The sequence below is a fragment of the Micromonospora sp. DT68 genome, from assembly GCF_049847245.1.
GTDB classification, from domain to species: domain Bacteria; phylum Actinomycetota; class Actinomycetes; order Mycobacteriales; family Micromonosporaceae; genus Micromonospora; species Micromonospora profundi.
Map to the genome: position 1 here is coordinate 19770 of NZ_JBNCNZ010000025.1, position 21945 is coordinate 41714.

The following is a 21945-nucleotide window of genomic DNA, read 5'->3' on the forward strand; positions in this document are numbered from 1 at the left end:
CCCGCCGCGCGCCCCCCCGCCCGATCGTTCGGTCGCACGCTCGGCTGGTGCCGCGGCGCCCCGCCGGGGTCGGGTGCGTCCCGCCGGCGGGACGCACCCGACGCGGGCGGGGCTCAGGTTTTTTGTGGTTAATACATGCCTCTATAAGCCCGGCAGAATTTCCTTGCCGGCGCCGCGAGCGGCGTGGCAGGATCTTTTTAAGAGAGATATGTCCACGCCGATCGTCGCGTGACCTCCGCCGCTAATCAGAAAGCGATGACAGGAGTGGGTTTGTGCTGCGCATCGCATTGGTGAACGTTCCATTCGCGAGCTGGGATCGGCCGTCGTTTGCGCTGAGCCAGCTGGCCGGCCTGCTCCAGCGGGAATTCGGCGAACACGTGGTCGTCGACGTGCATTATCTGAATCAGGACGTCGCGACAGAGCTGGGTGCCCTGACCTACGAGGCGATCTCGCTCACCCATGATCACGTCGACACCGGTCTCGGCGACTGGCTGTTCCGGTCGATCGCCTTTCCTGGCGCCCCGGACAACATTGACGAATATTTCAGTCGCTATTACAAAGGTGGTCGGTGGGCCGAATTCCGCGATCGGATCCGGCGATACCGCGACACGCTGCCGAGCTTCCTTTCCGGTCTGGTGGATCGCTACCGGCTGCCCGACGCGGACATCGTCGGTTTCAGCTCGATGTTCGCCCAGCACGTGTCGAGCATGGCGCTGGCCCAACTGGTCAAGGACCGCAACCCCGGCACGATCACCCTGCTGGGCGGCGCCAACTGCGAGGCGCCGATGGGCGCCGTGATCGCCGAGCGCGTGCCGCAGATCGACTACGTCTTCTCCGGCCCGGCGCTCGAGACCTTTCCCGATTTCGTACGCTGCGTGCTTGAGGACAAGCTCGAAGCCGCCGACGCCCTCCCGGGGATCGTTTCGCGCCGCAACTGCGATCAACCGCAATATCGCAAGGCGGTCGGCCGCAACCGCGACATCGACGAGGTGCTGCGTCCCGAGTACGACGACTTCCTCAGCGCGCTGGACGAGCACCCCGAACTCGCCCGCACCGGCAACGCCACGCCGACGCTCTACTTCGAGACCTCCCGCGGCTGCTGGTGGGGGGAGCGCTCGCACTGCACCTTCTGCGGGCTGAACGGCCAGAGCATGTCCTACCGCTCAATGCGGGCCGATCTCGCGATCGAACAATTCAACTGGCTGTTCGAGTTCGCTCCCCGGTTCACCTCGCTGTCCTGCACCGACAACATCCTCCCGCGCAGCTACGCGAAAGACGTCTTCCCGCAGCTGACGCCGCCGGCCGGTGTCTCCATCTTCTACGAGGTGAAGCTGCCGGTGAGCCGCCGTGACCTGACGTGTCTGGCGCAGGGCGGGGTGACGGTGGTGCAGCCCGGCATCGAGGCGCTGGCCACCAGCACTCTGAAACTGATGGGCAAGGGCACTACCTCGTTCCAGAACCTGCAGTTTCTCAAGACGTGCCTCGATCTCGGCATCGACCCGCAGTGGAACCTGCTGATCGGATTCCCAAACGAGGACCCCGCCACCCTCGAACAGTACGAGAAGGACATCCCGAAGCTGGTGCACCTCCGGCCGCCCTACGACGTCTTCATGGTGCGCTTCGACCGGTTCAGCCCGTACTACGTCAAGCGTGAGGCCCTCGGCCTCGACCTGCACCCGATGGACTACTACCCGCTGATTTATCCGTTCCCGCCTGAGGCGCTCGCCGACCTGGCCTACTTCTTCGCCGACCACAGCCTGGGCACGTACATGCTCAACGCGCTGGAGTGGCACGACCGGCTGCGCGCCCGGGTCGCCGCCTGGCGCGGCGCGTGGCCGGAGGGGGCCGGGTCCCCGGAGTTGCGTCTGCTCGGCTCGGCCCGGGACGGCTGGCGGATCCTGGACTCCCGCTGGGGCCCGGCCAAGGTCGAGAGCATCGACCAGGAGACCTGCCGGCTGTTGCGCCGGCTGGGCTCGCCGGCCCGGCCCGACCAACTCGTCGACGACTTCGGTGGGCAGGCCGCGCTCGACCGGATGGTGACCTGGCTCGACGAGCGTCAGATGCTCTTCGAGGAGAGCGGGCGCCTGCTGAGCCTCGTGCTCACCGAAGGTGAGGACGTGGAGGCCGAGACCGCGGACGAGACCGCCACAGACATCGCCCGGCCATTGCTCCCCGTCCTGAACACGACGGTGGGCGTGTCACGAGGAGGCGCATGATGGCCCAGCAGACGCTGCCCGCCCTGATCGAAGGATCCGGGGATCTCGTCAGCCACGCCCACGGCGACGCGTCCGAGGTCCGGAAGCTGCTCCACAAACACGGTGCTGTCCTCTTCCGTGGATTTGACGTCGGGGGGGCCGAGGGCCTTGAGTCGTTGGTCCGCACGCTCTCCGGGGAACCCCTGACCTACGTGGAGCGGTCGTCACCGCGCAGCGTCATCCATGGCAACATCTACACCTCGACCGACTACCCGCCGCAGGAAGAGATCTTCCTGCACAACGAGAACTCGTATCAGGCGGTATGGCCGCTCACGCTCTACTTCCACTGCGTCGAGCCGCCCCTGTCCCAAGGCGCCACCCCGCTGGCCGACACCCGCCGGATCCTCGCGTCGATCAATCCGGCGGTGCTCGACGAGTTCCGCCGGCGTCGGTGGATGGTGGTCCGAAACTTCGCTGCGGAGATCGGCCTGCCCTGGCAGACCGTCTTCAACAACGGCAACCGTGACGAGGTCCTGGACTACTGCAAGCGCAACGGCATCGAGGCGCAGTGGTTGGGCGATGACCACCTGCGCACAACGGCCGTGCGCGACGCCGTCCACCGACATCCCGTCACCGGCGAGGAGATCTGGTTCAACCACTGTGTGGCGTTCCACGTCAGCACGCTGCCCGAGGAGGCCCGGCTGGCGCTGCTGGAGATGTTCGGTGCCGACAACCTGCCAGCGAACACCTACTACGGCGACGGCGCTCCCATCCCGCAGGACGTCCTGGACCACCTGCGGTCCTGCTACCGCGGCGCGTCGGTGCGTTTCGACTACTGGCGTGACGATGTACTGATGGTCGACAACATGCTGGCTTCGCACGGCCGTGAGCCATACACGGGCCCTCGGCGGATAGCCGTGGCGATGGCGGAGCCGTCCTGCGAGGACGGTGACCCGCGTGAATGGTGAGGCCGAGAGCGCCATCCGGCCGGCCCGGATCACCCGGGACTTCGCAGTCTTCTGGTCGGTGCAGGGCCTGTCCGAGCTCGGCAACGGATTCGCGCTGGTCGCCCTCCCGCTGCTGGTGCTCAAGCTGACCGGCTCGGTCGTCCAGATGGGCCTGCTGACCGCCACGGCGGGTCTCGCCTCGCTGGGCACCGGCCTGATCGCCGGCGCCCTGGTCGACCATCTCGATCGGCGCCGGATGATGATGCTCTGCGAGGCCGCCCGGCTGGTGCTCTACGGGCTCATCCCGGTCGTCTGGCTGGTCAGCCCCCAGCTCTGGCTGCTCTATGTCGTGATGGCCGCGACCGCCGCGTTCAACCTTATCTTCCAGACCGCCTACGTCACGGCGATCCCAGCGCTCGTCGACCGGGAGCAGATCACCACGGCCAACAGTCGGCTGGAGACCACGAACGCGACCGCGTACATCGTCGGCCCGATGCTGGCCGGCGCGGTGACCGGGCTCTTCGGGCCGACCACGGCTATCGCGGTGAACGCGGCCACCTTCGGCGTCTCCTGGTTCGGGCTCGCGCTGATCAGGCTGCAGCCGAAACCGGCCAGCCCAGCCACAGCGATCGGCTGGCGCGACATGCGCGACGGCTTCCTCTCCGGCGCCCGGTTCCTCGCCCGACACCCGGTGCTGCGACCGCTGACCCTGCTGCTGACGATCATCACCTTCATGAGCCTCGGCATGGTCGACGTGCTCATCTATCACGTCAGCCACGACCTCGGCGGCAGCGAACGTCTCGTCGGATACGTGCTCGGCGTGACCGGCATCGGCACGATCGCGGGCGCCGGGCTGAGCGCCTGGCTGCGCCGTCGGGTCGGCTTCGGCTGGTGCTGGCTCGGCTCCTACGCGCTCTGCGGCCTCACGGTCGCCGCGCTCGGCATGTCGACCGGCGTCGTCGCTGCGGCGGCGCTGGCGTTCGGGTACTCGTTCGGCATGGCGCTCGCCGGGGTCTGCTCGGTGTCGCTGCGCCAGCAAGTCACCCCGCCGGAAATCCTCGGCCGCGTCACCTCGGCCTTCTGGACCCTGCACAGTGCCCTGGCCCCGCTCGGCGCCGCCGTTCTCACGCTGGCGGTGAGTCACGTCGGGGTGCGCACCCCGCTGCTCGTGGTCGGCGCGATCTTCCTCGTCCTGGTGGTGGCAGGGCTGCGCACTCCGATCTCCCAGGCCTACCCCGAACGCGTGCCGGTCACCGCCGGATGAGCCGAGCAGATCCCTATTAAGAAGGAGCGATCGATGGACGCGGCAGACGACACCGACAGCCGATCCTACCGGGTGGTGGTCAACGACGAGGAGCAGTTCTCGATCTGGCCGGTCGACCGGGAGAGCCCGGCCGGCTGGACGGGCACGGGCAAGACCGGATCGCGCGCCGAGTGCCTCCGGCACATCGGCGAGGTCTGGACGGACCTGCGCCCGCTGAGCCTCCGCCGACGGATGGAGCAGGACGAGGCCGCAGAGGCGTCCCGATGAGCCCGTACAGCCGGGCCTACCGGCTCGGCGAGCTGCGCGCCTTCGACGGCTGGGCCGAGCCGGCCGGCACCGGGCTTACCGACGACGACGTCGTCTACCTGCGCGACGACCTCACCGTCGTACGCACACCGGTTCTGACCGACCCGCAGCTGATCTGGGACTCGGCGGACCCGCGATGGCAGGACTTCTGCATCACCCGGCTGCGCTTCGACCGGCCGGCGGACCTGCGACCAACGCGCGACTGACAGCTGCGGCAGACCATGGAGGGCACAGTGCCGAAAGAGCAGATCCGGCCGGCATCCGCGGCCTACTGGCGGGAGACGCTCGGCGACGCAACCGCAGTCGACCTGTGGACGGACGTGCCGCACCCGCCCGTGCAGTCCCACCGGGGCGCCACCCACCACTTGCGCCTCGGCGCCGACCTGGCGCAGCGGTTGCGCAGCCTCGGCCAGCAGGTGGAGGCCGACCTGCCGGCGGTCCTGCTCGCCGGGCTGCTCGTCCTACTCGGCCGCTACCAGGGCCGGACCGACGCACTGGTGGGACTCACGACCGGCGGTGCGAACACGGTCGTGCTCCGCGCCGGGCTTGCCGGCCCTCTCCGCCCGCGCGAGTTGGTCGCCCGGGTAGCCGCCGGCACTGCCGCCGCGCGTACCCATGAAGTGCCTTTCGAGGACCTGGTGGACCTGCTGGCCGGCGCCGACGACCCGAGCCGGCATCCGATCTGCCAGGTCGGTTTCGAAGCTGTGCCCGGCCCGGTCCAGAACGACCCGGTCGCCATCTTCGACCTCAAATGGACCATCCACGACGACACGCGCGACCTGCCGTGCGCCGTTCAGTACGCCACCGACCTGTGGCTGCCGGCCACCGTCGAGCGACTCGCCCAGGCATGGCTGCAGGTGCTGCACGCGATGGCCATGAACCCGGACGGGCCCCTTGACGACCTCGGCCTGGTCACCCCGGCCGAACTTGCCCGCCTCAACCGATGGAACGACACAGCGCGGCCGCTTCCGGGCACGTGCACCGTCGACGGCCTGGTCCAGCGCTGGGCGTTGCGGACCCCCGACCGGGTCGCCCTCACGGAGGGCACCACTGGTCTGACCTACGCCGAGCTCGTCGGGCAGGCCGCCCAGGTGGCCCAAACCCTGATCGGGGTGGGCGTCGGCCCGGATAGCCAAGTCGGCCTGCACCTGCCACGCGGCGCGGATCTGGTGGTCGGCATGCTCGGCGTGCTCAAGGCGGGCGGATCTTATCTCGTGCTCGACCCCTCGCACCCCGCCGAGCGTCTCGACTTCATGGTGCGCGACTGCCGGGTCACCGCCGTACTGACCGGAACGGACGTCCCGCCCTGGCTGCCGGCCACCGGCGTGCCCGCGATTGCTCTCGCGTCGACTGCCCGCCGGTCCGTCACCTCCGCGGCGGAGCCGCGCTCGCTGCCCGGCGCGCTCGCGGCGGTCATGTACACCTCCGGGTCGACCGGGCGGCCCAAAGGCGTTGGCGTCGAACACCGGGGAATAGTTCGGCTCATCACCGAGACCGACTACGTGACGATCGGACCGGACGACCTCCTGGTCCACCTGGGCGATCCGTCGTTCGACATCACGCTCTTCGAAGTCTGGGGCGCGCTCTGCAACGGTGCCCGGGTCGAGGTGCTCCCCGGCGGCGAGCAACTCGGGCCCGAGGAGGTACTCGCGCTGCTCGGCAGGCTGCGCCCGACCGTCCTGGCACTGACCAGCACGCTGTTCAACCGCGTCGTCGACCTCGATGCCGGAGCCTTCGGTGGCCTGCGTTATCTGTTCGTGGTCGGCGAAGTGATGGATCCGGGCCGCAGCCGGCAGGTCCTGCGGGACGGGCCGCCCGGCCACCTGATCAACGGCTACGGGCCGACCGAGAACACCACCTTCTCGACCTGCCATCGGATCACCGACCTGCCCGAGCGCGGCGGCGTGCCAATCGGCCGGCCCATTGCCAACACCACCCTGCACGTGGTGGACCAGCAACTGCGCCTGGTGCCGATCGGATTCCCCGGCGAGCTTTATGTCGGCGGCGCCGGCCTGGCCCGCGGCTATCTCGACCGGCCCGCGCTGACCGCGGAACGCTTCGTCCCTGATCCCTTCGGCGCTGTGCCCGGCCTGCGGCTCTATCGCACCGGAGACCTCGTCCGGTGGCGCGCGGACGGGGCCATGGAATTCCTCGGGCGGATCGACCAGCAGGTGAAGGTGCGCGGATACCGGATCGAGACGGGCGAGATCGAGGCCGCCCTGCTCGCCACCGGCACCTTCCGCGAGTGCGTCGTCCGGCTGGTCCAGGTGAGCGGCGACAACCGGCTGGTCGCCTACCTGGTCGGCCGGGAAGGGCAGCAGATCAGTGTTGACGACCTGTTGGCCCAGCTGCGCCGGCGGCTGCCCGCCTTCATGCTCCCCAACCACTTCATCGCCCTCGACCGGCTGCCCACCACCGTCAGCGGCAAGCTCGACGTCCGGGCGCTGCCCGGCGTGCCCGCCAGCCTCCAAGTGTCGCCGGTGGGCAGAGTCGCGCCCCGCAACCCGCTCGAGCGCCAGGTATGGGAGATCTGGGCCGAACTTCTCGGAGTGCGCGAGTTCGGGGTGCACGACAACTTCTTCCTCCTCGGCGGCCACTCGTTGCTCGCGATCGTGGTGGTCACCGAGATCGGCAGTCAGTTCGGTGTCGACGTACCGGCCCGGGTGATCTTCGAGACCCGGACCGTCGCCGGGCTCGCGGCCGAAATCGAGCAGCGCCGCCGTGAGCGTCCCGGCAGTCCGCCCGACGAGGTCGACGACCTTGTCCAGCGCATCGAGCGAATCTCCCGGCAGGAAGGGACCGTGTTGTGAGCGCTGTGTCCGACCAGATCCGCGACCTGCCTCCCGGACAGCGGGCACAGCTGCGGCAGCGGCTGTGGGAGCGGGGCCTGCCGCCCATCGGCCTCGGCGCGGACGATGGGGACGCCCCGGCATCGTTCACCCAACGCCGCATGCTGTTCCTGCACCACCTCGACCCGGCCAGCCACGCCTACCACAGCCCCACGGCCTACCGGATCACCGGCGACCTCGAAGTGGCCGCGCTCGCGCTGACGCTCGACGACGTCCAGGCCCGGCACGAGGTCCTGCGGGTCGCCCTGCCGGTGCACGAGGGCCGACCCGTCCAGCGGGTCGCTCTGCCCGGCCCCCGGCCGCTGCCCGTCCTCGATCTCAGCGGCCTGCCCGTCGAGCTGCGGTACGACGAGGCCGAGCGGCTCGCGCAGACCGAGCCGGGCGATCCGTTCGACCTGGCTGCGGGACCGCTGCTGCGCTATCGGTTACTGCGCCTCGCACCGCGGGAGGCACTGCTGCTCGTCACCTTCCACCATGCCGTGTTCGACGGCTGGTCGATCAGCGTCTTCACCAGGGATCTCGCCCGCTGCTACGAGGCGCGGGTGACCGGCACGAAGGCCGACCTGCCGCTGCTGCCGGTGACCTACCGCGAATACGCCTGCTGGCAGGAGGACTGGGCGGCCGGTGACGATGCGACGCGTCAGCTCGACTACTGGCAGCAGCAGCTCGCGGATGCCCCGGAGGCCCTGACACTGCCCACCGACCGGCCACGTCCGGCGGTCGCGGGACATCAGGGCGCAAGCGTGACCGGCACCGTGCCGTCGACGGTCCGCGACCGGCTGGTCGCCCTGGCCGGACGGTCCGGCGGCACGCTGTTCATGGTGCTGCTCGCCGCATTGCAGGTGGTGCTCGCCCGGTACAGCGGCCAGAACGACGTCGTGGTCGGCACGCCGGTCGCCAACCGGCGCCACCGCGCCCTGCACGAGCTGATCGGCTTCTTCGCAAACTCTGTCGCGCTGCGCACCCGGATCCGTGCCGACGAGCCGTTCAAGGACCTTCTCGAGCGGGTGCGCCAGACCTGCCTCGACGCCTACGAGCACCAGGACGTGCCGCTCGACCTGGTCGCCCGCCGGCTGCACCCGGAGCGGGACCTGAGCCGCAACCCGATCTATCAGGTCAACTGCACCATGCATAACACCCCCGATCCCGTACGTACGATGGCCGGCCTGCAGGTCGTCATGCTCGACATCGACGACCACGCCGCCCGCTTCGACCTGGACCTCAACGTCGTCGAGGAGCCGGACGGCCTACGCTGCCTGCTCATCTACGCCACCGACCTTTTCGACGCGGCGACCGCCGAGCGCCTCACCCGCTCCCTGCTGCTGGTCCTCGATGCGGTCGGCGCGGACCCCACCACCCGTGTCGGCGACCTTCCGTTGCTGGACGGCGCGGAGCGCGACAGACTGCTGCGCGACGACAACGCGAGCCTTCGGGAACGGCCCGCCGACCCGCGCGTGCACCGGCTGTTCGAGGAGCAGAAGCGGCTGTGTCCCGAGGCGGTCGCCGTCTCCGATCCCTGCGGCCGGATGACCTACGCCGAGCTGGACGGCCGCGCGAATCGCATCGCTCACTCGTTGCGAGAGCAGGGGGTGCGCCGTGGTCACATCGTCGCCGTCCTGCTCACTCCGTCGACGGAACTGGTCGCCACCCTGCTCGGCGTGCTCAAGGCCGGCGCCGCCTACCTGCCGATGAACCCAGCCGACCCCACGGCCCGGCTGATCCACCTGCTGGGGGACAGCGCCGCGACCCTGCTGATCACCGAGGCCGTCCGGCAGCAGATCACCGACATCCCCGTCCTGTACGTGGAAAGCCTGACCGGCACCACCGCCGACCCGCCCCGGGTGGACGGCCACGCGGACGATCCGATGTACCTCATCTACACATCCGGGTCGACGGGCGGCCCGAAGGGAACGCTGGTGTCGCACCGCAGCGTCGCCAACTATCTGCTCTGGACGGTGGAGACGTTCGCGGCAGCGGGTCACGGCGGCGGCACCCTGCTGCACTCCTCGGTCGCTGTCGACCTGACCGTCACCAGCCTCTTCGCCCCCCTGCTGGCCGGGCAGCGGATCATCGTGCCGCACGCCGGAGAGGCGCCCGGTGCAGCGCTGGCCGACTCCGCGCGTACCGACCGCGACCTGACCTTCGTCAAGCTGACTCCGGCCCACCTGCGCCTACTTGAAGACGTCCCTGGCGCCCAGAACCGCCGAGAGCAGTGGACCCGCGCGTTGGTCATAGGCGGCGAGGAACTGCGCGAAGGCCAGCTGGCCGGCTGGCATCCGGACGCCGCCGGGCTACGGCTGATCAACGAGTACGGCCCGACCGAGACCGCGGTCGCCTGCGCCGCGTACGAGGTGGGCCCGGCCCCAGCGCCCTCGGGCCGGGTGCCGATCGGTACCCCGATCGCCAATACCAGGCTCTACGTGCTGGACGAGAGCCTGCAGCCGGTACCGGTCGGCGCCACGGGCGAGCTCTACGTCGGCGGCGCCGGAGTCTCCTACGGCTACTGGAACCGCGCCGCTCTGACCGCCGATCGGTTCCGGCCCGACCCGTACGGCGGCCTACCCGGCAGCCGCCTCTATCGCACCGGCGACCTCGTGCGCCGCCGCAGCGATGGCAACCTGGAATACCTCGGCCGCGCGGACGACCAGGTGAAGATCCGCGGCCACCGGGTCGAACCAGGGGAGATCGCCCGGCTCGCCGAGGAACACCCGGCCGTGCGGCGATGCGTGATCGAGGTGGACCGCGCCGTCTCTGGTACGGCACAACTCGTCGCTATCGTTGCCGTCGACGGCAACGTCGCAGACGCCGGGCACCGCGACGAACGGCTCGCGCAATGGCGCAGCCTCTATGACGAGGACGTCTACGCCGATCTGTCCGCCGGCGCGGACCCCGCATTCCACCTTGCCGGCTGGATCAGCAGCTACACGGGCGAGCCGATCGACCCGGCCGAGATGGCGGCCTGGCTCGACGAGACGGTCGCCCGGCTCGCGGCGTTACGTCCGCGCCGGATCCTCGAGATCGGCTTCGGTACCGGCATGCTGTTGGCTCGACTGGCCCCCGGATCCGAGCACTACCGAGGCGTCGACCTCTCAGCCGCCGCAGTCGACTACGTCCGCCGGTCCGTCCCGGGAGCGGGGGACGCCCACGTCGAGCTGTCCGCCGCACCCGCCCACCTCGGCGTCCCTGCCGGGCAGAGTTTCGACACGGTCGTTCTCAACTCCGTCGTCCAGTACTTCCCGTCCGAGCGGTATCTCGCCGAGATCCTCGAGCAGGCGGTCTCTGCGGTGGCCCCGGGCGGCCACGTCTTCGTCGGCGACGTGCGCAACCTGGCCCTGCTGCGCGCGTTCCGCACCTCGGTCGCTGCCCGGCGCGCCCTGGCCGGCACGACCGTCGGCCGGCTGCGAGCCGACGTGCAGCGCCAGCTCGACGCCGAGGAGGAACTGTGCCTCGACCCCCGCTTCTTCACCGGCCTGCCGACCATCCTGCCTCGGATCAGCGCCGTGCGCGTCATGCCCAAACGCGGCGGGACCAGCAACGAGCTCATCCGCTACCGCTACGACGTCGTCCTCGAGATCGACGGACCGGCGCCGGCGCCGAGCGAGGTTCTCGACTGGAGCGCCGACGGCCTTAGCCTGACCGCTCTCGAGTCCCGCCTGACCGGCGAACGGCCCGCCCGGCTGGTTGTCGCCGGCGTGCCCAACGCCCGGTTGGACGGCGACCTGGCACTGCTGGACGCGCTCGCCGGCGCCTCCGGTGACACACCGCTCACCAACCTCACCTTCGGCGATCCGGGGCAGCCCGGTCATGATCCGGAACAGCTGTGGCAGCTCGCCGGCCGGGTGCCCTACCAGGTCGAGCTGAGCTGGGCCCGGGGCCGGACCGACGGCGCCTTCGACGTGCTGCTGACCCGAGTCGACCAGCTCGGCCCCACAAGCCCCGAGTTTTCCGCACCGACGCCGCAGCGCCTAGCGAACGATCCGCTGTGGCATGCCGCAGCCGTCGCCGCGTTGCCGGCGATCGAAGCGCACCTGCGCGCCCACCTGCCCGCTCCGCTGGTTCCGTCACGCTACGTCCCGCTCGCCGAGCTGCCGCTGACCCAGGGCGGCAAGCTCGACCACACGGCCCTGCGTCATCTGGTCGAGGCCGGTACCGACGGCGCAGCCGGTAGCCCGCAGGCCGCGGGGCGCAGGCCGATGAGCGACACGGAACGCCGGATCGCGGAGATCTGGACCGAACTACTGGCTCGCGAGGCGATCCGCCCAGACGACGACTTTTTCGACCTCGGCGGCCACTCCCTGCTGACCTTCAAGCTCGTGTTCCGGCTGCGCCGAGAGTTCACCGTCGAGGTCCCGATCCGGGCACCGTTCGAATTCTCCACGCTCGCCGCCCTCGCCCGGCTAGTCGACGAGCTCATCCAGCAGGAGGCGGAACCCAGGCCCCCGGCCCTGGAACGCGTTGCCCGCACCGGGTCGATGCCCGCATCCTTTGCCCAGGAAAGGCTCTGGTTCGTGCATCAACTCCATCACGGCAGCGTTCAATACAATTTCCCGGTCTTCCTGCGGCTGCGCGGCAAGCTCGATGTGGCCGCCCTGACAGCCGCCCTCGACGAGGTCACCGGCCGCCACGAGGTGCTGCGCACCGTGCTGGTCTCCGAGGACGGCGGCCCCCGCCAAGTGATCCTGCCGCACCGCCACGACGATCTGCCCGTGGTTGACCTCTCCGGCCTGCCGCCGACCGAGTGCGCCGCCGAAACCCGACGGCTCGGGCGCGACCAGTACGCCCAGCCGTTCGACCTCGCGCGCCCACCGGTGGTCCGAACCGCCCTGGCCCGGGTCGGCCCGGCCGAGCACGTCCTGCTCCTGACCATGCACCACATCGCGGTCGACGGTTGGTCGGCAGGGCTGTTGCTCGACGAACTGGCCGAGGCATACGCCGCCGCCCTCGACGGCCGGCCGTCGCGCCTGCCCGAACTGCCGGTCCAGTACGCCGACTACGCGGTCTGGCAGCGCCGCTGCGCTGCGGAGGGCCAGTGGGACAGCCAGCGCGACTACTGGCGGGAGCGCCTCGACGGCATCCTGGAGCTGCCCGGCCTGCCCACCGACCAACCCAGGCCCGCGCACGCCGCCCACGCCGGGGGCCTGCTGCCGTTCCGGATCCCGGCCAACACCACCGAGGCGCTCCGCAAGCTGTGCGGCCAGGAGGAGGCCACCCTGTTCATGGGGCTGCTGAGCGTGCTGCACGTGCTGGTAGCCCACCGCACCGGCCGGCAGGACGTCGCCGTCGGCTCGGATGTCGCCAGCCGCTCGGACACCGCCACCGAGCGGCTGATCGGTTTCTTCGTCAACCAGATCGTGCTGCGCGGCGATCTCAGCGGCCGGCCGACCTGGCGCGAGCTGCTGCGCCGCACCAGGAGCAGTACGCTCGACGCCTACGCCCATCAGGACCTGCCGTACGAGGAAGTCGTCAAGCTGCTCAACCCGCGGCGCAGCGGCAACCCCAACCCGCTGTTCCAGATCAAGATCGTGCTGGATAGCACGGCGGAGTCGGCGGCCACCCTGCCCGGACTGGAGGTCGAGCCGGCCGGCCTGGATGTGATCGACACCAGCCGGTTCGACCTCGTGCTGCTGCTCAAGGCCGACGCCGAGGGCATCGAGGGCACCTGGGACTACGACGCGGAACTGTTCAACCCCGGCACGGTCGAGGCGCTACGCGACGAATATCTGGCGCTGCTCACCGCCCTGATCGAGCGCGCCGACGAGCCGGTCGGGGACAACCCGGCACCCCGGCGGCGCAAGGGATTCAAGCGGCTCGCACCGACCGCGATCACCCTCGCCTCCGCAGAGGCCGTCACGCGCTGCCCGATCGGCGACGGGTCTGCGCTGCCGCTCGTGCTGAGCCCGACGCGCGACGACGTCGACCTGGCCGACTGGGCGGCCGCCCACCGTGACTCGCTGGAGTCGACGCTGCGCGAGGTGGGAGCGTTGCTGTTCCGCGGCTTCGACATCGTGCGGCCACCTCAGCTGGAACGCTTCGCGATGGTCTTCGTCGACGAGCTGTTCGGCGACAACGGCGAACATCCCCGGGCCGCGCTGAGCGGCAACGTGTACACGCCGGTCTTCTTCCCGCCGGAGGAGAAGCTGCTGTGGCACAACGAGAACTCTTTCAACGACGAAGCCCCGGCCAAAATTTGGTTTTGCTGTCAGCAACCCGCCGAGACCGGCGGGGAGACCCCGATCGTCGACAGCCGCGCGGTCTACCGGCGCCTCGACGCCGACCTGCGCGAGGAGTTCCTCCGCAAGGGGGTGCGCTATGTACGCAGCTACGGCACGGGCCTCGGGCTGGACTGGCGCACCGTGTTCCGCACCGACAGCCGCGACGAGGTCGCCGCCCGGTGCGCGACGCAGGGATTGGAGTACGAGTGGCGCGGTGACCGGCTGCGGACCACGGCGACCCGCCCGGCAGCCGTTCGGCACCCCGTCACCGGAGAGTGGTCCTGGTTCAACCAGGTGCAGCACTGGCATCTGGCCTGCCTGCCGGCCGCCGCCCGTACCTCGCTGCTAGCCACCATGGGGCCGGACGAACTGCCCCGCAGCTGCGAGTTCGGCGACGGCAGCCCGATCCCGGACGCCGCGATGGTCGAGATCTGCCGCGTCTATCAGGAGCTCGAGGTCACCTTCGGGTGGCAGCGCGGCGACGTGCTGATGGTCGATAACTTCCTGGTCGCGCACGCCCGCAACGCGTTCCGGGGCGACCGTGCGCTGCTGGTGGCGATGGGTGACATGGTGGGGGTCCGATGAACCAGGTGCGGGGATTCCGGCTGTCGGTGCAACAACAACACATCTGGCAGCTACGCGAAGACGGCGAGGCAACCTGGGCCCAGACCCTGCTGCTGGTGACCGGTCCGCTGGACACCGGCCGGCTGAGCGCAGCCCTGGCCGAGGTGACCAACCGTCACGCGATCCTGCGCACCTCGTACCGCCGCGTGCCGGGGGTGCGCTCGGCCGTCCAGGTCGTCGCCGAGCCGGGAGCCGCACCGCCAGAGCACCGGTTCGAGGACCTTGCCCACCTGGGCGAAGCCGAACGCCAGGAGCGCCTGCTCGCCGTCGCCGAGCAGGAACGGGGCAACGCCGACGTTGTGCTGGCAAGCGTGCTCTTCGCGCTGGCCCCCGGCCGGCACGCGCTGCTGCTGACGGTCAGTCCACTGAGCGCGGATGCGGAGACGATGCGACTGCTGGTGGCAGCCCTCGCCGGCGCCTACCGCAGCGAGAAGCCGGACGAAGAGCCGGTCGCATACGCCGAGGTCGTCGAGTGGCAGCACCAGGCCGGTCTGGACGGCCCAGTGCCGGAGGCCGATGCGCTGCTGGCCGCCGCAAACGAGCCGGCGGCCACCCGGTCCTTGCCGCTGCAACGCACCGGCGGCGACCGGTCGGCGGGCAGCAGGCGGATCGGGCAGGAACTGGCCGGGACGGCACTGCACGCCTACGCCCGATCGCGTGGGATCGCCCCGCGCAGCGTGCTACTGGCGGTCTGGCAGGCGTTGCTCGCCCGGGTCACCGCGGCGAGCGACGTCGTGGTCGGCGCCAGCCTCGGCGGACGCGGCTACGAGGAGCTGGCGGAGTGCCTCGGCCACTTCGCCAAGTGGGTGCCGATCGTCGGTCACGTTCGGCCCGGCGTCAGCCTGTCCACCCTCACCACCGAGCTCGACCGGCAGCTGACCCGCGCCGACGACCTCGAGGAGAACCTACTGGCCTCCTACGCGGCCGGCGCCACCGGCTGGGCCACCGCATTCGACTGCCGTCCCGAGCCCGGACCCTTGACGGCCGGCGCCGTCACGTTCGTCGTCACCTGGTCCGACGTGTCGGCCGAGCCGTACGGCGTGAAGCTGGAATGCCTGCTCAGCGGCGACACCGTCCGCACGGTGTGGCACTACCGCGCCGACCGGTTCGACCCCGGCTACATCCGTAGTCTTGCGGAGCAGTACGACACCCTGCTGGCCGGTCTGCTGGCCGACCCGGCAGCTCCGGTCAGCACCGTGACCTGCCTCGACCCCGGCACCCGCGACGAACTGCTCCACAGCTTCAACGACACCGGCCGGGATCTGCCCGTCGCCTGTCTCCACGAACTCGTCGAAGCCCAGGCAGGGCGCACCCCGGACGCCGTCGCGGTCCTCGACCCGGCCAGGACACTGACCTACCGGCAGCTCGACGAACTCGCGGACCGGATCGCGCACGGGCTGCGCACCGACGGCGTCGGCCCTGAGGACCGCGTCGGCGTGTGCCTGCCGCACTCCGTGGAGCTGGTGGCGGTCATCCTTGGCGTGCTGAAGGCCGGCGCTGCCTACGTCCCCCTTGACCCGGCGCAGCCATGGCGGCGGATCCAGGCCCTGGTGAGGGAGGCACAGTGCCGTATCGTGGTCACCGGTGACCCGTCACCCGCGATCGAGCAGGACGGCACGGCTGAGCGCCGCACCACGGAACAGCTCGCCGCCCACGGCCAGGGAAAACGCCGCCGGGTGTGGCCGGAACAACTCGCCTACGTCATGTTCACCTCGGGCTCGACCGGCAGCCCCAAGGGCGTCCTGGTCCCGCATCGGGCGGTCGTGAACTACCTCGCCTGGGCCGCCGCGACCTACACCGGCGGCGGCTCCGGCGCGCTCGTGCACTCGTCGATAGCCTTCGATCTGACGGTTACCAGCCTCTTCCTGCCCCTGATCACCGGCCGGTCGGCCGACCTCGACGACGGCCGGCGCGACGTCCTGGCGCTGTTCCGCGAGCTGACCACCCGCACCGGCATCCACCTGCTCAAACTCACTCCATCGCACCTGGCCGTGGCCAGCCGGGTACTCGCGCCCGGGGATTTGGCCGGCACCGCCGACTGTCTCGTCCTCGGCGGCGAGCAGCTCACCGGTGAGGCCGTGCGACCCTGGCGCCGGGACGCCCCGGCGACCCGCGTGTTCAACGAGTACGGCCCGACCGAGGCGGCTGTCGGCTGCTGCGTCCACGAGGTCGTCGGTGAGCCCGCCGCAGGCGCCGTGCTGCCCATCGGCCGGCCCATCGCCAACACTCAGCTGTACGTGCTCGACGCCGAACTGGAGCCGGTCGCGATCGGTGTCGTCGGCGAGATCTACCTCGGTGGCCGTTCGCTGGCCCGCGGCTACCTGGGCCAGCCGGACTTGACCGCGGACCGGTTCGTGCCGGACCCGTTCTCCCCGGTGCGCGGGCAGCGGCTCTACCGTACCGGCGACCTCGCCTGCCACGGCCCCGACGGCGAGGTGCGCTTCCTCAACCGGGACGACGAGCAGCTGAAGATCCGCGGCTCTCGGGTTGAGCCCGCCGAGATCCGGGCGGTTCTGCACAGCCACCCCGCCGTCGCCGACGCCGCGGTGGTCGGCGGCCCGGACGGCCGGCTGACCGCCTATTTGGTGTCGGCCGACCCGGACAGCGCCGACCTGGACCTGAGGGCCTTCGTCACCGACCGGCTGCCCGCCTTCATGGTCCCGGACAGCTTCTTGTGGATCGACTCGATCCCGCTGACCGCCAACGGCAAGCTCGACCGCGGCCGGCTGACCGGCCGGCCGACTCCGGCCCGCAAGCCAATCTCGGTGCCCACCGACGCCGTCGAACTGACCGTGGTCCGACTGATCGAGGAGCTGCTGGACCGGGCGCCGGTCGGGATGGACGAGGACTTCTTCGAGCTCGGCGGTCACTCGCTGCTCGCCGTGCGTCTCATCGCGCGGATCAACGCCGCCTGCCACACCGACCTGCCGGTCGCGGTGTTCTTCGACCAGTCCGCCGAGCGACCGGCGACCGCCGCTCACCTGGCCCGTGCCGTCCGCTCCGGGGGGATGACGGGGGAGCAGCCGATGGTGATGCTGCGCGACGGCACGGGCACGCCTCTGTTCTGCGTACACCCGGCCGGCGGCGATATCGTCGGCTTCCGCGATCTGTCGCTCAGCGGTGTCTTGCGGCGCCCGCTCTACGGAATGCAGGCCCCACCACCGGAGCAGCAGGCCGATCAGAGCGTCGACTTCCTGGCCGGGCACTACCTGTCCGCGTTACGCGAGACACAGCCTACCGGCCCCTATCTGTTGATGGGCTGGTCGATGGGCGGGCTGGTGGCCTACGAGTTGGCCCGGCGGCTGACCGCGGCGGGGGAGCAGGTCGCAATGCTTGCCATGGTCGAGACGTACCCCGGTGAGGTGCTCCCCGACGACGTCTCCGGGGAGGCCGCGCGTCACCTCGCCGGGGAACTGGGCCGGCTGCCACTGAACCTCGACGAGCTCGGCGTGCTGCTCCCGGGCGACGAGGCAACCGAACAAGTGCTCGCGACCGCCTCCACCGCTGGTCTGGTCTCCTCCGACCGAGAGCACGCAGACCTCGAACGGCGTGTGCGTCTCAACCACTTGCACGTACGGGCAGCGGCCGGCTACCGCCCCGGTCCCTACGACGGACCGGTGACCCTGGTACAGGCGAGCCACACCACCCCCGAACTGCGGCGCGACGCCCTGGCTGTCTGGCGGCGAATCTGCACCGGCCCGGTGGTCGTCCACGAGTTGCCCGGCGAGCATTTCACGCTGCTGCGCAGACCCGCCGTGGACGATCTCGCCAAGATCCTTGAGTCGGCGGCGTGACCACCCTGCAGCGCTGCGGCGCCCGGCACGTGCGCGACGTCGTCCTGTGCGAGCCGACTCATTTCCGCGCGGCGTACGAGATCAATCCCTACGAGTCGGTTGGATCCAATGAGGACGCGAAACCACGTGCGAGCTTCCGGCATCCTGAGCGTGCGGGGGAGGCCGAACTTGCGGCTCCGGGGTGCGCCGCACCATCTGGCCCTGCCCGGCTGGGTGGACGGCGTCGCGGGCGTCGGCGGCACCCCGTGAGCTGCGAATCTTCCACCGGCTGTCGGTATCGGCGGTGGAGAGCGCCGTCCTGGCCGAGGTTTTCGCGGACGCCGTAGTGCAATCGACACTGCAAATACAAGGAGAGAAGGAGCACGGTAATGGGACAACACTTGACTCGGCGCGGCCTGCTGCGCGCTTCCCTGGTGTCCGCCACAGCAGTGGGCGCAGGGCTGGCCGTCGGTGCCGCGTCCGCCTCCGCCGGCGAGCGCCATCCCGGGCCGCCGGAGATCCCAGACGTGCCGGGTATGCATGGCGACCCGTTTAACAACGAATTCTGGTACCAGTACGACGAAGCGTTCCTCTACCACCCGTCAGTGACCGTCAAGGCGGCGCTGACGGCGATAACCGAGGAACTGGGCTCGGTGCAGGCCGCGTTCGCGTTGGCCTGGCAGGAGCACCGCGCGAACGGCACCTTCCCGGACGGGTTTGTGGCGGAGTTCCTGCCGGTCAAAGAGCCGTTGACGGTCGTCGCGGACGCCCAGTTCGATGTGATGCACCGGTTTTTCGGCCGGAACGCCGCGAAGCTGCGGTCGGCGTTCGCCGACTTCGGCCAGGGCGTGCTCTACGATCCGCGCCGTTATCCCGGCCAGCGCGTACACATGATGGACTACCCGGGCGGCACCGAGCCGCCGGGCGCCTACCACGTCTGGCACTCCATCATCCGGGCACAGACCCTGTTGGGCATCGCCCCGAAGCGGTGGAACGCCGTCGACCGCCTCGTCGGTCTCGCCTGGGCGGCGCAATCCATCGCGAAGCCGGTCACCGATGCCACCGACAACCAGCCGCTGCCGCGGGTTGTGCTCGCCCGGCAGACCGCCGCGTGGTTGCGCCGTAGCCCGGAGGAGATGGATACCGAGTTCGACAACTTCCCGTACCCGACCGGAGTCAGCTGACGTGACGGCGCCCGGGTCGGGGAAGGGCGCGGGCGCGTCGGTGCTGCCCGGCGACCCCGGTGGGGACCTACGAAAACAACCACCGCGACTCCCTTGAGCTTGTTGTTCAAACTCGGCCTCCGGGGCTTATGGTGATGCTGGCTGGCCGTCGCGACGAGCTGGGCTGCGGGCCATCAACCGGCTGCACCGGTTGCTGCTGGAGCTTTCCCCGGCGGGGCAAAGCAGTTCCTGTCCGCACGGCAGGCACGTGTGCTGATCGCGACCATCAGACCCCGTGACATCGTGGGCAAGGTTGAGGGCGTCGACAAAAAGATCAAGACTGCGGAGAAGGACCTCAAGGAACTGGTGGTCGCCCGCGGCCGCACATTGACGGACCTGCACGGGATCGGCCCCTCAGGTGCGGCTCGGCTGTTGGCAGACGTCGGCGACGTCCGCCGGTTCGCCGACCGCGACCGGTTCGCGTCCTGGAACGGCACCGCCCTGCTGGACGCGTCCTCCGGCGACCAGAAACGTCACCGGCCTCTCCCGCGCCGGCAACCGGACGCTGCACATCATGGCCGACCCCTGCAACGGCGCCGGTGCGATGCGCCGCGCCTCCCCACCTGCCGGGTGTCAGACCATCGGGTTGCCGCCGACGGTCGCCGCAGGGGGAGGTGAGGTTCTGGACGACATCCCAGTGCTCGACGATATGACCATTGTCGAGCCGGAAGGTGTCAACGATGACTTCCTCGCTCTTTTGGCTTAGGGGGGCGTCGGGTCAGAATCGTGGCGTCTGACCGCAGGGCCCCGCGTGGTCGCAGTACGGCTGCAGACCGCTCTGCCCGCACCCACACAGGACGGTTCTCGTCTCGGCGCGTGGGCCTTCCGGCGTGTCCACGCTCAACTTGCCCCGGACGACCAGCTGTCCGGTGGAGTTGCGGGTGATCCGCGAGGGTTCATCCGGGATCTCCGCCCCGCCGTCGACAAGTTCGTATTGCAGCGCACCCGAGGGGCAGCGCCGTACCACTTCGGCCAGACGATCGGCCTCGGCGCCGTCGGGCCGGATCCACGGGCGCCGGCCTGTGTCGAAGACCTTCGGTAAGCCCTGGACGCATTCGGCGGCGTGTAAGCAGCGCCTGCCCTCGAAGGTCACGGTGATCGACCTTCCGTCGTAGGACTTCCTCTCGGTCCCGCTGCTCATACCGACCTCCGTCGCTGCCGTGCCCAACTGTTCAGTCACTGACTCTGCTGCGGGACTGGTACACAAGATCCTCGTACTCGGGATGCCGGGCGATCCATCCCGCGAAGAACGGGCAGGTGGCCAGGACGCGCAGGTTCGCGGCACGCGCCTCGTCGAGGGCGGTGCGGGCCAGTGCTGACCCGACCCCCTTGCCCTCGTACTCCGGCGAGACCTCGGTGTGCACGAACGCGACGAGTTCCGCGGTACGGATGTACTGCGCGACGCCCGCGACCCTGGACTCCCCGTCGACCCGGGCCTCGTACTGCTTGGCCTCGGGAACGTCCTTCACTTCCACCATCACGTGTCCTCCATACGTCTTCGGGCTCGATCTGAGTCTGGAGCTTTGCGTCCCCCGGCCTCAGGCAGTGCATCGATTCGTCGATGCCCACAGTGCGCCGGGATGCGGGCCGACCGGATGTCGACCCCCAACCGAGTGGGTTGCTGCGCCGCCTACTTTAGATCTCCTTGGAGACCACCCACCTGCCGCTGGCGTTCCAGCGCATGACGCCGGTGTGGCCCATTGCCAGTCGTCGACGTCGAGCAGCATGACCCGGACGGCGCTTTTGGACCAGGCGATGCCGCTGCGGTGCCGGTTGCGGGCGCGGTCGTGCGCTGCTGGCGGCGTGCCGCCTGTTCCCTCGTGGTCCTCAGACCATGGGGAGTCGCTCGGCGAACCTCCAGACGATCTCACTGGCGTCGGGGCCCGCGTGATCGGTGTAGCGGCCGTCGCCGTCAGGGCCCGGCCAGGCGTGCCCCATGTCCTCGACGCGGTACGACTCGACGACCGACAAGCCGTCCGGCGCGGTGATCGTCGTGTGCGTGTACGCGTGCCGACCCGCAGTGGCGGGCACCGAGACGGTCTCCTCGGTCAGGTCGAGGCTGTCGTTGGGCAGCCCGTCGTCGACGAGGTCGCTCACGATGGTCCAGTGTTCAACGAGTCGGGTGGCGACCACGGGCGGCACGACCTCGTCGCGCTCGCCCTGAATGACCAGCAGTGGCACCCGCCGGGCGTGTTCGCCCATCTGGGCCCGCGCCTGACGTGCCGTGTCCAGCGGCGGTATCGAGTCCGGGTCGTCGGGGTCCACCTGATCGAGGCCGTATTCGCCGCCGGCGACCGAGGTCGCGGTGGCGAAGACGTCGGGGTAGGTCACGGCAAGGATGATCGCGGTCCCCGCGCCCGACGAGGCGCCGGCCACGTGCACCCGCGCGGGATCCGCGCGGTATCTCTCGACCACCTGCCGGGCGACACCGGCCAGCAGCGCAGGCTCCCCGGCACGCACCTGGAAGGAGAGGTCTTTGACAGCGTGGAAGTCGCCGTAGGTGAGGTTCAGCCGGTCGACCTCGATGACAGATGTGGTGGACATGTACCCAT

The 21945-nt window shown here is 70.0% G+C and carries 13 protein-coding genes; 10 read left to right on the top strand and 3 right to left on the bottom strand.

Annotated features, from left to right (window positions below; translation table 11 throughout):
• Positions 1-290 precede the first annotated feature (290 nt).
• The 10 genes from ACPXB1_RS28605 to ACPXB1_RS28650 all read left to right on the top strand — a co-directional run bounded on the left by ACPXB1_RS28605 (position 291) and on the right by ACPXB1_RS28650 (position 20011).
• On the top strand, positions 291-2216 hold the full coding sequence (locus ACPXB1_RS28605) for a RiPP maturation radical SAM C-methyltransferase (RefSeq protein WP_167944436.1): 1926 nt from the start codon (positions 291-293) through the stop codon (positions 2214-2216).
• Positions 2216-3163 carry a TauD/TfdA family dioxygenase gene (locus ACPXB1_RS28610; protein ID WP_053657755.1) on the top strand — a complete coding sequence of 316 codons (948 nt, stop codon included), beginning with the start codon at positions 2216-2218 and terminating at the stop codon, positions 3161-3163. Before ACPXB1_RS28605 ends, ACPXB1_RS28610 begins: the two co-directional genes overlap by 1 nt.
• Positions 3153-4406 carry an MFS transporter gene (locus tag ACPXB1_RS28615; protein ID WP_231640111.1) on the top strand — a complete coding sequence of 418 codons (1254 nt, stop codon included), beginning with the start codon at positions 3153-3155 and terminating at the stop codon, positions 4404-4406. The genes ACPXB1_RS28610 and ACPXB1_RS28615 overlap by 11 nt, the downstream gene beginning before the upstream one ends.
• A gap of 33 nt (positions 4407-4439) precedes the next feature.
• Positions 4440-4673 (top strand): MbtH family protein, encoded by a 234-nt coding sequence (locus ACPXB1_RS28620; RefSeq protein WP_167944434.1) that lies wholly within the window; start codon positions 4440-4442, stop codon positions 4671-4673.
• On the top strand, positions 4670-4918 hold the full coding sequence (locus ACPXB1_RS28625) for a hypothetical protein (protein ID WP_167944423.1): 249 nt from the start codon (positions 4670-4672) through the stop codon (positions 4916-4918). The genes ACPXB1_RS28620 and ACPXB1_RS28625 overlap by 4 nt, the downstream gene beginning before the upstream one ends.
• 27 nt (positions 4919-4945) lie before the next feature.
• Complete coding sequence (locus ACPXB1_RS28630) at positions 4946-7522, top strand: non-ribosomal peptide synthetase (protein ID WP_355597392.1); 2577 nt, start codon at positions 4946-4948, stop codon at positions 7520-7522.
• A complete protein-coding gene (locus ACPXB1_RS28635; protein ID WP_425736035.1) occupies positions 7519-14358 on the top strand; it encodes an amino acid adenylation domain-containing protein in 6840 nt (2279 codons plus the stop codon). The genes ACPXB1_RS28630 and ACPXB1_RS28635 overlap by 4 nt, the downstream gene beginning before the upstream one ends.
• Positions 14355-18191 (top strand): non-ribosomal peptide synthetase, encoded by a 3837-nt coding sequence (locus tag ACPXB1_RS28640; protein WP_425736036.1) that lies wholly within the window; start codon positions 14355-14357, stop codon positions 18189-18191. Before ACPXB1_RS28635 ends, ACPXB1_RS28640 begins: the two co-directional genes overlap by 4 nt.
• Before the next feature lie 368 nt (positions 18192-18559).
• Positions 18560-19354, top strand: coding sequence for a Tat pathway signal sequence domain protein (locus ACPXB1_RS28645; protein WP_157552730.1), 795 nt, complete (start codon positions 18560-18562; stop codon positions 19352-19354).
• A 249-nt stretch (positions 19355-19603) separates the two neighbouring features.
• Complete coding sequence (locus ACPXB1_RS28650; RefSeq protein WP_053657770.1) at positions 19604-20011, top strand: transposase; 408 nt, start codon at positions 19604-19606, stop codon at positions 20009-20011.
• 100 nt (positions 20012-20111) lie between these two features.
• On the opposite strand, the gene ACPXB1_RS28655 is transcribed toward ACPXB1_RS28650, so the two are convergent.
• The 3 genes from ACPXB1_RS28655 to ACPXB1_RS28665 all read right to left on the bottom strand — a co-directional run bounded on the left by ACPXB1_RS28655 (position 20112) and on the right by ACPXB1_RS28665 (position 21937).
• Complete coding sequence (locus ACPXB1_RS28655) at positions 20112-20534, bottom strand: (4Fe-4S)-binding protein (protein WP_425736037.1); 423 nt, start codon at positions 20532-20534, stop codon at positions 20112-20114.
• Positions 20535-20565: 31 nt separating this feature from the next.
• Positions 20566-20871 (bottom strand): GNAT family N-acetyltransferase, encoded by a 306-nt coding sequence (locus tag ACPXB1_RS28660; RefSeq protein ID WP_425736045.1) that lies wholly within the window; start codon positions 20869-20871, stop codon positions 20566-20568.
• A gap of 349 nt (positions 20872-21220) precedes the next feature.
• Positions 21221-21937 carry an alpha/beta hydrolase family esterase gene (locus ACPXB1_RS28665; protein WP_355597403.1) on the bottom strand — a complete coding sequence of 239 codons (717 nt, stop codon included), beginning with the start codon at positions 21935-21937 and terminating at the stop codon, positions 21221-21223.
• Positions 21938-21945: the final 8 nt, after the last annotated feature.

Coding starts and splice junctions, on each gene's coding strand:
- ACPXB1_RS28665 (WP_355597403.1), bottom strand. CDS start 21,937: ATGTCCACCACATCTGTCATCGAGGTCGACCGGCTGAACCTCACCTAC.
- ACPXB1_RS28640 (WP_425736036.1), top strand. CDS start 14,355: ATGAACCAGGTGCGGGGATTCCGGCTGTCGGTGCAACAACAACACATC.
- ACPXB1_RS28645 (WP_157552730.1), top strand. CDS start 18,560: ATGGGACAACACTTGACTCGGCGCGGCCTGCTGCGCGCTTCCCTGGTG.
- ACPXB1_RS28660 (WP_425736045.1), bottom strand. CDS start 20,871: ATGGTGGAAGTGAAGGACGTTCCCGAGGCCAAGCAGTACGAGGCCCGG.
- ACPXB1_RS28610 (WP_053657755.1), top strand. CDS start 2,216: ATGGCCCAGCAGACGCTGCCCGCCCTGATCGAAGGATCCGGGGATCTC.
- ACPXB1_RS28625 (WP_167944423.1), top strand. CDS start 4,670: ATGAGCCCGTACAGCCGGGCCTACCGGCTCGGCGAGCTGCGCGCCTTC.
- ACPXB1_RS28620 (WP_167944434.1), top strand. CDS start 4,440: ATGGACGCGGCAGACGACACCGACAGCCGATCCTACCGGGTGGTGGTC.
- ACPXB1_RS28655 (WP_425736037.1), bottom strand. CDS start 20,534: ATGAGCAGCGGGACCGAGAGGAAGTCCTACGACGGAAGGTCGATCACC.